This is a genomic window from Micromonospora sp. NPDC051006, from assembly GCF_044456245.1.
Lineage (GTDB): Bacteria > Actinomycetota > Actinomycetes > Mycobacteriales > Micromonosporaceae > Micromonospora.
Genome location: NZ_JBITFP010000022.1, coordinates 65,108 through 78,979, shown reverse-complemented (window position 1 = coordinate 78,979; position 13,872 = coordinate 65,108). Strand labels below are relative to the sequence as shown.

14 protein-coding genes are annotated in these 13,872 nt (G+C 72.7%); 9 read left to right on the top strand and 5 right to left on the bottom strand.

Going from position 1 to position 13,872, the window contains the following annotated elements; translation table 11 throughout:
- The first annotated feature begins 190 nt into the window (after window positions 1–190).
- Window positions 191–583, top strand: coding sequence for a hypothetical protein (locus ACIBBA_RS26575; RefSeq protein ID WP_396700654.1), 393 nt, complete (start codon window positions 191–193; stop codon window positions 581–583).
- Window positions 584–818: 235 nt separating this feature from the next.
- Here the strand turns inward: ACIBBA_RS26575 and ACIBBA_RS26570 are convergent, their stop codons facing one another.
- Together ACIBBA_RS26570 and ACIBBA_RS26565 are read right to left on the bottom strand one after the other, a co-directional pair.
- Entirely contained in the window at window positions 819–2,237 is a 1,419-nt protein-coding gene (locus ACIBBA_RS26570) for an MGH1-like glycoside hydrolase domain-containing protein (protein WP_396700653.1), read from the bottom strand.
- Complete coding sequence (locus ACIBBA_RS26565; RefSeq protein WP_396700652.1) at window positions 2,234–3,052, bottom strand: TIM barrel protein; 819 nt, start codon at window positions 3,050–3,052, stop codon at window positions 2,234–2,236. The genes ACIBBA_RS26570 and ACIBBA_RS26565 overlap by 4 nt, the downstream gene beginning before the upstream one ends.
- A gap of 100 nt (window positions 3,053–3,152) precedes the next feature.
- Here ACIBBA_RS26565 and ACIBBA_RS26560 point away from each other — a divergent pair, with 100 nt between their 5' ends.
- On the top strand, window positions 3,153–4,262 hold the full coding sequence (locus ACIBBA_RS26560; protein ID WP_396700651.1) for an RNA-guided endonuclease InsQ/TnpB family protein: 1,110 nt from the start codon (window positions 3,153–3,155) through the stop codon (window positions 4,260–4,262).
- Window positions 4,263–4,381: 119 nt separating this feature from the next.
- Here the strand turns inward: ACIBBA_RS26560 and ACIBBA_RS26555 are convergent, their stop codons facing one another.
- Window positions 4,382–5,422, bottom strand: a complete 1,041-nt coding sequence (locus tag ACIBBA_RS26555) for a zinc-binding dehydrogenase (protein ID WP_396700650.1) — start codon at window positions 5,420–5,422, stop codon at window positions 4,382–4,384.
- A gap of 117 nt (window positions 5,423–5,539) precedes the next feature.
- Here ACIBBA_RS26555 and ACIBBA_RS26550 point away from each other — a divergent pair, with 117 nt between their 5' ends.
- From ACIBBA_RS26550 to ACIBBA_RS26530, 5 genes are all read left to right on the top strand, one after another.
- Window positions 5,540–6,934, top strand: a complete 1,395-nt coding sequence (locus ACIBBA_RS26550) for an ABC transporter substrate-binding protein (protein WP_396700649.1) — start codon at window positions 5,540–5,542, stop codon at window positions 6,932–6,934.
- The gene (locus ACIBBA_RS26545; RefSeq protein ID WP_396700648.1) at window positions 6,931–7,890 is read left to right on the top strand and encodes a carbohydrate ABC transporter permease; all 960 of its coding nucleotides are present in this window, start codon (window positions 6,931–6,933) and stop codon (window positions 7,888–7,890) included. The genes ACIBBA_RS26550 and ACIBBA_RS26545 overlap by 4 nt, the downstream gene beginning before the upstream one ends.
- The gene (locus tag ACIBBA_RS26540) at window positions 7,890–8,756 is read left to right on the top strand and encodes a carbohydrate ABC transporter permease (RefSeq protein ID WP_396700647.1); all 867 of its coding nucleotides are present in this window, start codon (window positions 7,890–7,892) and stop codon (window positions 8,754–8,756) included. The genes ACIBBA_RS26545 and ACIBBA_RS26540 overlap by 1 nt, the downstream gene beginning before the upstream one ends.
- A gap of 258 nt (window positions 8,757–9,014) precedes the next feature.
- The gene (locus ACIBBA_RS26535; RefSeq protein WP_396700646.1) at window positions 9,015–9,629 is read left to right on the top strand and encodes a methyltransferase domain-containing protein; all 615 of its coding nucleotides are present in this window, start codon (window positions 9,015–9,017) and stop codon (window positions 9,627–9,629) included.
- Between the two features lie 30 nt (window positions 9,630–9,659).
- Window positions 9,660–10,262 carry a class I SAM-dependent methyltransferase gene (locus tag ACIBBA_RS26530; protein WP_396700645.1) on the top strand — a complete coding sequence of 201 codons (603 nt, stop codon included), beginning with the start codon at window positions 9,660–9,662 and terminating at the stop codon, window positions 10,260–10,262.
- Window positions 10,263–10,276: 14 nt separating this feature from the next.
- On the opposite strand, the gene eccB is transcribed toward ACIBBA_RS26530, so the two are convergent.
- Window positions 10,277–11,665 (bottom strand): type VII secretion protein EccB, encoded by a 1,389-nt coding sequence (eccB, locus tag ACIBBA_RS26525; RefSeq protein ID WP_396700644.1) that lies wholly within the window; start codon window positions 11,663–11,665, stop codon window positions 10,277–10,279.
- A gap of 157 nt (window positions 11,666–11,822) precedes the next feature.
- On the opposite strand from eccB, the gene ACIBBA_RS26520 reads away from it, so the two are divergent.
- Entirely contained in the window at window positions 11,823–12,185 is a 363-nt protein-coding gene (locus ACIBBA_RS26520) for a hypothetical protein (RefSeq protein WP_396700643.1), read from the top strand.
- Window positions 12,186–12,295: 110 nt separating this feature from the next.
- The gene (locus ACIBBA_RS26515) at window positions 12,296–13,012 is read left to right on the top strand and encodes a spermidine synthase (protein WP_396700642.1); all 717 of its coding nucleotides are present in this window, start codon (window positions 12,296–12,298) and stop codon (window positions 13,010–13,012) included.
- A 43-nt stretch (window positions 13,013–13,055) separates the two neighbouring features.
- On the opposite strand, the gene ACIBBA_RS26510 is transcribed toward ACIBBA_RS26515, so the two are convergent.
- Window positions 13,056–13,871: an NAD-dependent epimerase/dehydratase family protein gene (locus tag ACIBBA_RS26510; RefSeq protein ID WP_396700641.1), complete on the bottom strand. Its 816-nt coding sequence runs from the start codon at window positions 13,869–13,871 to the stop codon at window positions 13,056–13,058.
- Window position 13,872 lies beyond the last annotated feature (1 nt).

Sequence of the window (13,872 nt, the reverse complement as noted above, 5' to 3'; positions counted from 1 at the left end):
CGGGGACGGGGGGCCCCGGTCCCGCCCGGGGGCCTGGCGTGTGCCGGCCACCTTGTCGATCTCGGCCATCACGCCCCCCCCCCCCCCCGTTCGGCTGCGGGCGATCACTTTAGAACCGGCGCCGGTTTCCCGACCGCCCGGTCCGGGGCATCCACCTCCGGAAAGGCCGGCCGGATCGAGAGGAGTCGACATGGGATGGCTACGCAAGCGCTCCGCTCGGCACGATCCGCCGCCGCAGGACGTGGCGGAGCGGTTGACCAGCCAGAGCATCTTCCGGGTGAGCAGCGAACACGTTGCGGTGACCGACCGGGAGACCGTCCAACGGTGGTTGCGGGACCTCGACCCGGACCTCGACCAGCAGGTGCATGTGCGCCGGCCGTGGGGCGCCATCGCGGCGGTCACCGACCACCGGCATCCCGTCGGCGTGGTGATGGCCGACACCGAGAACCGCAGCTGGGCCGCCTACCCGCCGGGCGGCGACGAGCGTGCGGAGCTGACGCCGGAGCAGGTCGAACGGGTGATGCTCGACGCGTTGACCTCCACGCAGCGGCCCGCCTGGCCGGACTGGCGACGACTCGACTAGGACGGCGGCGTCGATCAGCCGTGTCCACTGTGCGCCACGGCATCAGGACGACGCGACAGACCACCTGACGCGAGGCCGAAAGTGATCAATGCTCCTTCGCGTACGGCGGTTCGATCTGGAGGAGCCACCGGGCGGGCGGAAGCACTGGGGGCTACCGCCCGCCCGGTGTCACCGGCCGGCCCGGGGGGTCAGCCCGGGCCGGCCGGTCCGCGTCCCACGCCGGCCCGGGCGGTCTTCAGCCCGCGCCCGCCGGCTCGCGCGCGTCGGCCAGCAGGTCGAGCAGGAGCGCCGCGGTCCACCCGAACGCCGGCGAGCCGAGGCCGGCGCCGGTGTCCGGGTGGAAGTACTCGTGGCAGCCGGCGGTCGCCACCAGCTCCACCATCGACCGGCCGAGACCGGCGGCCAGGGCGTCCCGGCCGTGGGTGAGCAGGCCGCGGCGAAGCAGCCAGTTGATGTTCATCCAGCTCGGGCCGCGCCAGTAGCGCAGCGGCTCGAAGTCCGGCGCGGTGCGGTCGTAGCTGGGCAGTGGCCGGTCCATCCGGGGCGCCACCCCGAACCGGGCCGAACAGGCCTCGGCGACGACCGCCTCGACCTGCCGCGCCGGCAGGTCGGGCAGGATCAGCGGCGCCAGCCCGAGCACCGTCCGGGCCGGCACCAGGCGACCGGTCCGCAGGTCACGCGGCTGGAACGCCCCGGTGCCCGGGTCGTACAGCCGGCGGACCAGCGCCTCGGTGATCCGGGCCGCCCGCTCCCGGTGCGGGCCGGGGTCCGCGCCGGCCAACGGCGCGATCCGAGCCAGCGCGTGCTCGGCGGCGCCCATCGCCGCGTTGAACAGCGGGCACTCCACCAGGAACGGGTGTCGCCCGGCCAGCCCACCATCGCGGTAGCCGTCCTCCCGGTAGGACGCGACGATCGCCACGTAGCGCGTGTAGTCCAGGTCGGTGGGGCGGTGCGCGGCGTGGGCGTGCGTGGTGTCGTGCCGGCGGTAGGCCCGCATCACCGCGACGTCGGCCACGACCGCCGCCATCGGGGTGTCCCAGGCGGGACTGTTGTCCAGCCCGGACTCCCACGGGTGCACGATGCAGGCCAGTCCGCCACCGCCCACGTCCCGCCGGGTGGCGAGGTAGCGCTGCTGGGCCACCAGCCTGGGATAGAGCCGGCGCAGCGCCGCGCGCGCCGCGTCGGAGGGCGCCCGACGGTACGCCAGCCAGGCCGCGAGCGCGTGCACCGGCGGCTGGATGATGCCGGAGGTGGCCGCGGCCGGCGCGCCCTCGGCGCCGGCCGAGCCCCAGAACCCCGGCCCGGGAAAGTACGCGCCGACCGGCAGCCGCGGGTTGAACACGATGTGCGGCACCCGGCCGTCGGCCCACTGGGCGTCGAAGAGGCTCTCCAGCTCCCGCCAGGCGCGCTCCGGCCGGACATGGGCCAGCCCGATGGCGATGAACGCCGAGTCCCAGCTCCACTGGTGCGGGTAGAGGGTGCGCGACGGCACCGTGTGGTCGTGCTCCCAGTTGCCGTCCAGGGTGGCCACGGCGAGCCGGTGCAACCGCTCGGGGCTGCCGCCCGGCCCCTCGGTCGAACCGGTCACGCCGACGCCGGCGCCGCGCGCCGCCACGCTGCTGTGCCTGATGGTCCGCTCGCTTCGCTCGCTCATGCCGCGGCCTGCCGGGGCAGGGCGTGCCGGAGCACGGTGGCGGCCTGCTGGAGTGCCCGGACGGGATCGCCGCGCAGCCGGCACTCCAGGGCCAGCCAGCCCCGATAGTCGATCTCCAGCAGGGTGCGGACCAGGGCCGGCCAGTCGAGGTGGCCGGTGCCCGGCTGGTAGCGGTTGGAGTCGCTGACCTGCACGTGCCCGAGGTACGGCGCGGCCGAGCGCAGCGCGCGGTGCACGTCGTCCTCCTCGATGTTCATGTGGAAGGTGTCAGCGACCACCCGTACCGACGGCAGCCCGACCGCGGCGCAGAGCGCGACGGCCTCGTCGAGCCGGTTGACCATGTGGTCCTCGTACCGGTTCAGCGGTTCCAGGAAGAGGGTGACCCCCTCGGAGCGGGCGTGGTCGCCGAGGACGCCGAGCGCGTCGACGAGGATCTGCCGGTCGCCGGTCGGGGGGCGGGGCGGCTCGAACGGCGGCAACCGCCGGGAGAACATGCCCCACGCGGCCGGGGTCATCGCCCCGACCCCGCCCAGCTCGGCGATGACCGAGAGCTGGGAGCGCAGGTTGCGGACCGCGTCGGCGGACCGCGCCGGGTCGAAGTCGCCGATGAAGTGGTCCATCTCGACGCAGACGGTGGGCATCACCACGCCGGCGGCTCGTGCCCGGCGCAGTTCGGGCAGTCGGCGGGCGAACGCCAGGTCGCCGCGGCCGCGCAGCTCGATCGCGTCGAAGCCGAGCGCGGTGGCGAGCGCGTACTTCTGGATCAGGTCGGTGCCGGGCAGGAGCTGCTCCTGGCAGGCGATCGGAATGGTCATCGGTCACGCGGCGTGAGAACCCGGCCGTCTAGGGTCGGGAGGAAACGCCGCTCCCTCCCCTCGACAGTCGTCTTGCATGATGGGCTGGTAGAAGTGAGGTATGGGTGGGGTGGTGAAGCGGGCATACAAGTACCGCTTCTATCCGACGGTTGAGCAGGCTGATCAGCTCAACCGCACCTTCGGCTGTGTCCGCAAGGTGTACAACCTCGCCCTGGAAGCCCGAACCCGCGCATGGGCGGTGCGCCGGCAGCACAGCACCTACGTGCAGTCGTCGGCGTGGCTGACCGAGTGGAAACGCACCGAGGATCTGGCCTACCTCAACGAGGTCAGCTCCGTGCCGTTGCAGCAAACCCTGCGGCACCTGCAAGCCGGCTTCGCGGCGTTCTGGGATAAGCGCGCCCGCTACCCGCGCTTCAAGTCGAAGCGCAAGTCCCGGGCGTCGGCGGAGTACACCCGCTCGGCGTTTCGCTGGCGCGACGGACAACTCACCCTCGCGAAGATGGACGCGCCGCTGGACATCGCGTGGTCGCGACCCCTGCCCGAAGGGGTTGAGCCGTCCACGGTCACCGTGTCCCGCGACGCGGCTGACCGCTGGTTCGTCTCCATCTTGGTGGAGACCACAATCGAGCCCTTGGCACCCACGGACTCCGCAGTCGGGATGGACGCTGGCATCACCAGCCTGGTCACCCTCTCCACCGGGGAGAAGATCACCAACCCCCGGCATGAGCGCGCCGACCGGCGCAAGCTGGCCAAAGCGCAGCGCAACTTGTCCCGCAAAGCCAAAGGCTCCGCCAACCGGGCCAAAGCTCGGCTTGCGGTGGCCCGCATCCACGCCCGCATCGCCGACCGGCGCCGTGATCACCTGCACAAGCTGTCGACTCGACTCGTCCGCGAGAACCAAACGGTCGTGATCGAAGACCTCGGCGTGCGCAACATGCTGGCCAACCACAGCCTGGCCCGCGCCATCTCCGACGCGGCGTGGACACAACTGCGCAACATGATCGAGTACAAAGCCGCCTGGTACGGCCGGACGGTCATCGCCATCGACCGCTGGTATCCGAGCACGAAGACCTGCTCGGCGTGCGGGCGGATCAACACGGCAATGACCCTCGGCGTCCGCGCTTGGACGTGCCCAGGCTGCGGTGCCGTGCACGACCGGGACGTGAACGCGGCCCTCAACATTCTCGCCGCCGGGCTGGCGGAGAGGTAAAACGCCTGCGGAGCTGACGTCAGACCTCACGGGAGTTCTCCCTTCGGGCAGTCGGCTGCGAAACAGGAACCCTCGCTGGTGACGGCGAGGAATCCCGGCCTCCAAGGGCCGGGAGGATGTCAAGGGAACCTCAGCACCACTTGGAGGACGTCACCGTCACCGCGGTCGAGCAACGCCAGCGCATCGGCCACCGCGCTGGCGTCGACGACGTGACTCACCAGGGGCAGCGGGTCCACGGCGCCTTCGGCCACCAGATCCATGAAGGTCTGGGCGACCCGGGCTCCGGTCCACCGGCCGGCCATGCCGGGCGCCGGTGTCGGCCCGGAGACCTGGGCCGCCACCAGCTGGATCCGGTTGTGGTGGAACTCCTCGCCGAGGCCGAGGCCGTCGGCCTGTCCCTGGTAGAAGCCGGCGGCCACGACGCGGCCGGCGTGGGTGGTGGCCCGGATCGCCTCGTGCAGCGCCGGGTACGCCCCGGACAGCTCGAGGCAGACATCGGCGCCCCGGCCACCGGTGGCGCCGCGCAGTACCGCGGCGGCCGACTCGCTGCCCGCGTCGACGGCCGCCCGGGCGCCGTAGCGGGCGGCGTGGGTCAGCCGGCTGGCGACCCGGTCCACGGCCACCACCCGGGCCCCGGAGAGCACCGCCAGCCGGGTGGCGAGCAGCCCGATCACGCCCTGCCCGAAGATCCCGACCCAGTCGCCGAGGTGCAGGTCGCCGGCGAGCACCGCGGTGAGCGCGATGGCGCCGGGGCGGGCGAAGACCGCGGCGAGCGGGTCGAGCCCGGGTGGCAGGGGCTGGACGGCGTCGGCCGCCAGGACCGCCTCGGCGCGGTGGCCCCAGATGCCCCAGACGACCTGCCCGGGATGGCGGTCGGTCACCCCGGGCGCCACCTCGATGACCTCGCCGACCTCCTCGTAGCCGAAGCCGACCAGCGGGTAGGGCACCGGGCTCTGGCGCGGCACGAACATCCGGGCGGCGTCGTCCCAGTCCTTGCTGAGCCGGGGGTTGCTGCCTCGGTAGAGGGTGAGCTCGGTGCCGGCGGAGATGCCGGAGTAGCAGGTGCGGACGCGGACCTGGCCCGGACCGAGCGGGTCTGCGGGGCAGGGCTCCAGGCTGATCCGTCGGGGCCCGGCGAGAGAGACAACCCAATTGACCATGAGTCACATCCCGGTAGCGCCGGGTTCCATCGTAGAACAAAAAATCGGCATATGTCTTGTAATTGATCAATCGAAGGGGTTGAATCCCTGATGTACCCTTCGAGAGGAGTGCCGCCGATGTCATTCACTCCGATGCGGACCCTCGCCGTCACCCTGATCATGGCACTTGCCGGGTCAACCCTGCTTGCCTGCAGCGACGACGAGCCCGAGAGCGACAGCAAGAAGATCACCGTCTGGAGCCTGGAGGACGTGGCCGACCGGGTCACCGCCACCAAGGCGATCATCGCCGACTTCACCGCCAAGACCGGGGTGCAGGTCGAGCTGGTCACCGTCAACGAGGACCAGTTCCCCGCGCTCATCGCGTCCAGCGCCGCCGCCGGCGAGCTGCCCGACGTGGTCGGCTCGGTCTCGCTGGCCGGCATCCGGACCCTGGCCGGCAACGAGCTGCTGCACCCCGACGCCAACGGCGAGATCGTCGAGCAGCTCGGCCGGCAGACCTTCTCCGCCCGGGCGCTGGAGCTCACCGCCGACGACGGCCGGCAGCTTTCCGTGCCGAGCGACGGGTGGGGCCAGCTGCTCGTCTACCGCAAGGACCTCTTCGACGCGGCGGGCCTGCCCGTCCCCGACACCTACGAGAAGATCGCTGCCGCCGCGGCCCGGCTGAACACCGGCGGGATGGCCGGGATCACCGCGGCTACCGCGCCCGGCGACGTCTTCACCCAGCAGACCTTCGAGCACCTGGCACTCGCCAACGGCTGCCAGCTCACCGACGACGCGGGCGGGGTGACGCTCGACTCGCCACAGTGCGTCGAGGCGTTCCGGTTCTACGGCGACCTGATGCGCACCTCGTCGGTGCGGGGCGCCCAGGACGTGGACACCACCCGGGCCACCTACTTCGCCGGCAAGGCGGCCATGCTCATCTGGTCGCCGTTCATCCTCGACGAGCTGGCCGGGCTGCGTAACGACGCCAAGCCGACCTGCCCGCAGTGCCAGGCCGACGCGACGTTCCTCGCGAAGAACAGCGGGTTCGTCACCGCGATCAAGGGCCCGAACGGCGCCCAGCCGGCCCAGTACGGCGAGATCAGCTCATGGGCGGTGCTCGACGGCGCCGCGGCCGAGTCGGCGAAGACCTTCGTGGCGTACATGCTCGACGACGGCTACCCGCGCTGGTTCGGCATGTCACCCGAGGGGCGCTTCCCGGTACGCAAGGGCACCACCGGCGATCCGGAGAAGTTCCACACCGCCTGGAACACCAGCCAGGCCGGGGTCGACGCGAAGAAGCCGCTCGCCGACGTCTACGGCGAACCGGTCCTCGACACCCTGCGGACCAGCCCGGACACCTTCCAACGCTGGGGGCTGACCCAGGGGCAGGGCAAGCTCGTCGGCGCGATCCTCGGCGAACTGCCGGTGCCCAAGGCGCTCGCCGACGTCGTGGCCGGCAAGTCCGACGCTCAGGCGGCCGCCGGCCGGGCGAAGAAGGACGTGGAGGCGATCAAGGCCGGCGTCAATTGACCACCACCGCACCGGGCCCCGGCCGCTCCCCCACCCGGGAGCGGCCGGCCCCGGACCGCCGCCGCCGACCGCTGACCCTGCGCCGGCGCGAGTCCCGGGCCGGGCTCGCGCTGGTCGCGCCAACCCTGCTCGTCGTGCTCGCGGTGATCGGCATCCCGATCGTCTGGACCGTGGTACTGGCCTTCCAGCGGGTCCGGCTGGCCACGCTGCGCCGCACCGGACTCTTCGGCGAGTTCACCCTGGACAACATCGACCGGGTGCTGCACACCCCCGGCTTCGCCGACTCGCTCTGGACCACGCTCGTCTACAGCGTCGGCAGCACCCTCGGGTCGATCGTGCTCGGCCTGGTCGCGGCGCTGGTCGTCCGCCGCCCGTTCCGGGGCCGCACGCTTGTGCGCGCCTCGATGCTGCTGCCCTACGTGGCGCCGGTGGTCGCGATGACCTTCGTCTGGCAGGTGATGCTCGACCCGCAGCTCGGCATCGTCAACCACTGGGGCCAGCGGCTGCTCGGTTGGGACGCCCCGGTGCCGTTCCTCTCGCAGGACTCCACCGCCCTCTGGACGGTGATCGCCTTCGAGTCGTGGCGATACTTCCCGTTCGCGTTCCTGTTCCTGCTCGCCCGGCTCCAGGCGGTGCCCGGCGAGCTGGAGGAGGCCGCCCGGGTCGACGGCGCCACCCCCACCCAGCAGTTCCGGCACATCCTGCTGCCCCAGCTGATGCCGGTGATCGCCCTGCTCGGGGTGCTGCGGTTCATCATGACGTTCAACAAGTTCGACGACGTCTACCTGCTCACCGGGGGTGCCGCCGGCACCGAGGTGGTCAGCGTCCGGGTCTACGAGTTCCTCACCGCGCGTACCGATATCGGCGCGGCCGCGGCGCAGGCGGTCGTGCTGGCCGTGGTGCTCATCGTGTTCGTCGTGATCTACCTGCGCTTCTTCGGACGGAGGGTGGACTGATGGACCGCGACCAGGTCGAGACGGTGAGCCTGCGCTGGCTACGGCGGTTGGTGATTGCCGCGTTCCTGCTGGTCACCGTCTTCCCCTTCTACTACATGCTGGTGCTCTCGGTGCGCCCGATCGAGCGGCTGCTGCTCGACCCGGGCGCGCTGGTGGTCGGCCTCGGCGAGCTGACCGTGGCCACCTACGCCGAGGTGCTGAAGTCCACCGACAACGGCGGCCAGGGTTTTCTCACCTTCATCCGCAACAGCGGGCTGGTGGCCGTCGCGGCCACCCTGCTCACCCTGGTGGTGTCGATTCCCGGCGCGTACGCGGTGTCCCGACTGCGCTTCTTCGGCCGGCGCCAGGTGCACTTCCTCTTCCTGGCCGTCTATCTCTTCCCGTCGATCGTGATCGCGATCCCGCTCTTCGTGGTCTTCACCCGGGCCGGGCTGCGCGGCTCGCTGATCGGGCTGGTGCTGGTCTACATCTCGCAGACGCTGCCGGTCTCGGTCTACATGCTGAAGAACTACTTCGAGACCATCCCGATCAGCCTGGAGGAGTCCGCCGCGATCGACGGCGCCGGCCGGCTCGGCATCATCCGACGGATCAGCCTGCCCCTCGCCGCCCCGTCGATCATGGCGGTCGCCCTCTACGACTTCATGATCGCCTGGAACGAATTCCTGTTCGCCCTGCTCTTCCTGGTCGACAAGCCGAACCGGTGGACGGTGTCGCTGGGGCTGGCGCAGCTCGCCGACGGGGTGGAGGTGCCCAAGACGGTGCTGATGGCCGGCTCGGTGATCCTCACCCTGCCCATCGTGATCCTCTTCTTCGCCAGCGAGCGGCTGCTCACCGAGGGCCTGACCACCGGCGCGGAGAAGGGCTGACCGGCGCGGCGGCGGCCCGGGTGGGGCCGCCGCCCCGCCGGAGCACCACCGAGCGCGGCCGACCGCTGACCAGCAGTGACATCAACCGGCACAAGTCCTGACGTGCCGGTCAGATTCGCCCCACGCAGGTCGCCCAGGCCGTACCATCGGGGCCAGCCACTTTGCAGCGCAAACGGGGGACATAGCCGGTCGGCCGTTCGGGTACGACCGGTTCACACGTGCATACCCTCCGTACACCAGCAGGCAAAGGAGCCGGCAATGCGTCGGGCAGGCCAGGACGATCCCACCCAGACCGAGGGCGAGGATTACACCCGCCGGTTGCAGCGGCTCGGCGGCGCACGCTGGAAGCAACTACTGGACGTGCAGACGCCCTACCGGTGGAACCTGCGCCGGCTGCACCTCGGCCGGACGTTGGACGTGGGTTCCGGGCTCGGCCGCAACCTCGCCAACCTCGACGGCAACGGGGTAGGGGTGGATCACAACCCGACCTCGGTTGAGCACACCCGGGCCGCCGGGTTCGAGGCGTACACCATCGAGGAGTTCTTCCGCTCCGAGCACGCCCGACCGGACGCGTTCGACTCGCTGCTCGCCGCGCACCTGCTCGAACACCTCCCGGCCGACGAGGCCGTCAAGGTGGTCGAGTCATACCTGCCCTTCGTCAAATCCGGCGGAACGGTGGTGTTGATCACCCCGCAGGAGCGCGGCTATCGCAGCGACGCCTCGCACGTGCGGTTCGTGGGGTTCGCCGAGGCGGCCGAGGCCTGCCACGAGCTGGGTCTGCGCGTGGCGCGGCAGTACTCGTTCCCGTTCCCGCGCGCGTTCGGCAAGCTCTTCACCTACAACGAGTTCGTGACGGTGGCCCGACTGCCCTGACCGGCCAGCCGCCCTGGCTACGGTTGGGGCATGGGCAACCCGACCCGCTGGGCCACCGACACCGGCCCGGCGCACTCGCAGTGGTACATCGACCGGTTCCGGCGGCTCGCGGCCGAGGGGGTGGACCTGGCCGGTGAGGCGCGTCTGGTGGACACCCTGGTGCCCCCGGGGTCACGGATCCTCGACGCCGGCGCGGGCACCGGCCGGGTGGGTGCCGCGCTGGCGGCCCGGGGACACACGGTCGTCGGCGTGGACGCCGACCCGGCGCTGGTCGAGGCGGCCCGTGCCGATCACCCCGGTCCGCGCTGGCTGGTCGGTGACCTGGCCGAGCTGGACCTGTCGGCGCACGGCGAGGCGGAGCCGTTCGACGCGGCCGTGCTGGCCGGCAACGTGCTGGCCTTCGTCGCCGCCGGCACCGAGCCGGAGGTGCTGCGGCGGATCGCCGCGCACCTGCGCCCGGACGGGGTGCTGGCGGTCGGCTTCGGCACCGACCGCGGCTACCCGCTGACCGCGTTCGACGCCGACGCGGTCGCCGTCGGGCTGCGCCTGGAGCACCGCTTCGCGACCTGGGACCTGCGCCCCTGGCGGGACGACGCGGACTTCGCCGTCAGCGTGCTGCGCCGCCCGGCATAGCACCTGGGCCGCGCTCAGCCGGGCGCGGCGACCGCCCGCGCCGCCGCCGGGTCGAGGGTCGCGCCGGCGGGCACCAGGCTGACCAGGCCGGCCGGCAACCGGGCGGGTCGTACGTCGCGGTAGCCGAGCATGCCGAGCACTCCCCGGTCGGCCAGCACGTACCGCCGGCCGAGGTCGGTGACGACCGAGACCGCGCCGCCGGACGCCCCGGGCGCCGCGACCGCCTCGACGACCGCACCGCGACCCGGCTCGACCACGACGTGGTCGGCCCGCGGCCCACCAGGCGTCCCGGCGGCGGTGCGCGGCGCGGCGGCCAGGTCCGGCAGGGGTACGCCGACGTGCACCTCCGCCACCCCTGCGTCGTCGCCCACTCGGGCGCAGAGCCCGCCCGCCTCGACGCTGGTCAGCTTCGGCGGCGCCGCCGGCGGGGCGGTCGGACCTGTCGGGGTCAGGTCGGGTTCGGCGGGCAGCGCGGCGAACCGGCCGAGCGTCATCGCCTCCGGCTCTCCCTGACCGGTTCGGGCCAGCAGCAGCCCGGCCTGCAACTCGGTGATGCCGGCCAGCCCCTCCCGGACCACGACCGCGTACTGCCGACCGCCGCCGGAGTTGCGCACCAGGTAGACGTCGCCGACCCGCGCGCCGGGCACCCGTTCGGAGCCGCGGCCCAGGCCGGGCAGTGTCGGCGGCACCAGGTCGACACCGGCCGGCAGCGCGTTGAGCAGGGCCGGAGCCACCGGCACGGCCCGGGCCCGGGTGGTGGCCAGCGCGGCCAGCACCCGGGTGGGGTCGCGGATGAGGTAACGGCGCTGGTGCCAGACCAGGTGCAGCCCGCCGTCGGGGTGGCGCAGCAGCAGCGCCTCCTCGCCGAGCGGTCGACCGCGGCCGGCGTCGGCGCCGATCAGCAGCGCCGAACGGGAGCCGGTGCGGTCGGCGTCGCTCGGCGGCATTGAGCAGACCGTCCACGGCGCGGTCGACAGTCGGGCCGGGGCGGGCAGCGAGTCCGGCGCGTCGGCGATGCCCAGCGGCAGCCCGCGTGGCACGCCCTCGATCGACCGGCGGGAGACCAGCACCGTACGCGACTGCTCGGCGCCGACGATCAGCAACGCCGAGGCGTAGTTGAGCACCGGATGCAGCTTCTGCTCCCGGTAGACGTACCGGGCGCCGGACTCCTTCTCCACGATCACCGCGCCGGCGTCGCGCCAGCTGCTGCCGCCACCGGTGAACAGCCCGTAGAGCGCGAAGCCGCCGAGCCCGATCGCCGCCACCAGGACGCTGGCCAGCGCGGCGCCGGCCAGCCGCCGGAACGGTGACTGCACCGGGTCCGTCTCCCGCATGACCAGCGCGGCGACCGCCCGCTGGACGGTGAACTGGTACGAGTGCAGCTGGTCCTGCCGCGACGGCATGGGATCCCTTCCGGTGGGTCGTCCGGGGCACAGGATAAGCGTTCCGTCGATCCCTCGTGGACCCTCCGTGGTGGCCTGCCGACCCGGTCGCGGACAACTCCCGATGGTCCGGTGGCGGGGACAGACCCCGCCTCGGGCGCACCGGTACGGTCGCCCCGTGGATTCCATACCCGGCGGCCGGCCGTGGCAGCGACCCGACCGGAGCGACCCGGTGCTGCCCGGGCCGGGCCAGGGCCTCACGGCGCTCGCGCTGCTCTGCGCGCTGCTCGCCCCGGCCAGCTGGTTGGCCGTGCTCTGCGCCCTCGCCTGGGCCGTCGACGGTCACGACGCGCCCGTAGATGCGCTCCGCTTCGTGGATTTCCTCGGGGTCGCCGTCACGACGCCGGTCGCGCTGCTGGTCACCGGCGCGCTGCTCGTCCTCCTTCGGCGCAGGTCGGGGCTGTGCCGCCCGGTCGGCACGGTGGCGGTGGTGGCGTCGGTCTTGATGGCACCGGCGCTGGCACTTGCCTGGCCGGGCTGACGCCCGGCTCCTGTTGGCCTCCCCCGGGCCGTAGACGTGGCCGTGTCCGGCGCGGCGGTCGCCGCTCGGTAGCATTCCGGGACGGATCCGGCGGAAAAGAGGGCACCGACGTGGGCGCGCGCTTCGAGGAACTGGCCTGGCGGGAGACCCCGATCGGCGCCATCAGCCTGCGCCGGCGGCGGGATCCCGCCCTCCAGGTCGAGGTGTACGAGGTGAAGCTCGACGACGAGTTCCTGATGTCCAGCCTCTTCCCGGTCGCGGAGATCGAGCTGGCCAGACTGGGGCTGGCCCCGCTGCCCGGCGGCGACCTGGACGTGGTGGTCGGCGGGCTCGGCCTCGGCTACACCGCGCGCACCGCCCTCGCCGACGACCGGGTGGGCTCGCTGCTGGTCGTGGAGGCGATCGAGGACGTCATCGACTGGCACCAGCGGGGTCTGCTGCCGTTCGCGGCCGGGCTGGCCGACGATCCGCGGACCCGTTTCGTCCACGCCGACTTCTTCGCCGCCGCCGCCCGCGACGGATTCGACCCGGACCGCCCCGGCCGCCGCTTCCACGCGGTGCTGCTCGACGTGGACCACTCGCCGCGCAACCTGCTGGATTCCGGGCACGCCGCCTTCTACACCCCGGAAGGGCTGCGCCGGCTCGCCGAGCACCTGCACCCGGGTGGGGTCTTCGCGCTCTGGTCGGACGACCCGCCGGACCCGGACTTCGAGCGGAGCCTCGCCGCGGTGTTCGCCACCTCCCAGGCGCACGTCGTGCCGTTCGCGAACCCCCTGACCGGCGGCGAGTCCGCGAACACCGTCTACGTCGCGCAGCGCGCCGACTGAGCCGGCGGGCCGGGCCACCCTGCGGCCGGGGCGGGCGGACGGCTCACAGGACGGCGAATCCCGCTCGCCAGGAGGGATACGTCGGGGTCCAGCCGAGGTGCTTGCGGGCGTAGTGGTTGCTCGCTCCCCGCGCCCAGCCGTGCCGCTCGCCGTCGGTCACCGCGGGAGCCGCGACCCCCACCGCCGCGCAGAACACGGGCACCCACTCCGCGGCTGGGGCGGGCTCGTCGTCGCAGACGTTGACCGCGCCGGACGGCCAGTCCAGGGCGGCGAGCGCGGCGGCGACGGCATCGTCGACATGCAGCAGGCTGCTCGCGTCCGCGTCAGCAAGGACCTTGCCGGCAGCGGCCAGCTGAGCCATCTGGCCGTCGCGTGCGTACCAGGTGTCCGGGCCGTAGAGGGTGCCGTACCGCAGCACGATCCACTCGGGTGCCTCCTGAACGGCAGACTCGAGCGCGGCGACACCGGCCACACTGGTCTGCCGCGGTTCGGGGGCGCCGAGGTCGAGTGCGGTCTTCTCGGTCGCGGGCTCGGCGCCCGGCTCGTACGCCCAGGCGATGCTCTGCCCCACGATCCGGCGTACGCCGGCAGCAAGCGCCGCGTCGACCAGGTTACGGGTCCCGACCCGGCGCAGCCGCGAATTGGCGGCGAAGTCGCCCGTGCTCAGGCTGGTCAACTGGTGCATCACCACGTCGGGCCGGGCGTCGCGGACGGCGGCCGCCACCGCGTCCCGGTCGAGCACGTCGACGGGGACCGGACCGTTGCGGGCCAGCCCGATGACCTCGTGTCCCTGGTCGGTCAGGATCGGCCCGAGCCGGCGACCGATGACGCCGGTCGAACCGGCAAGAAGGATGCGCATG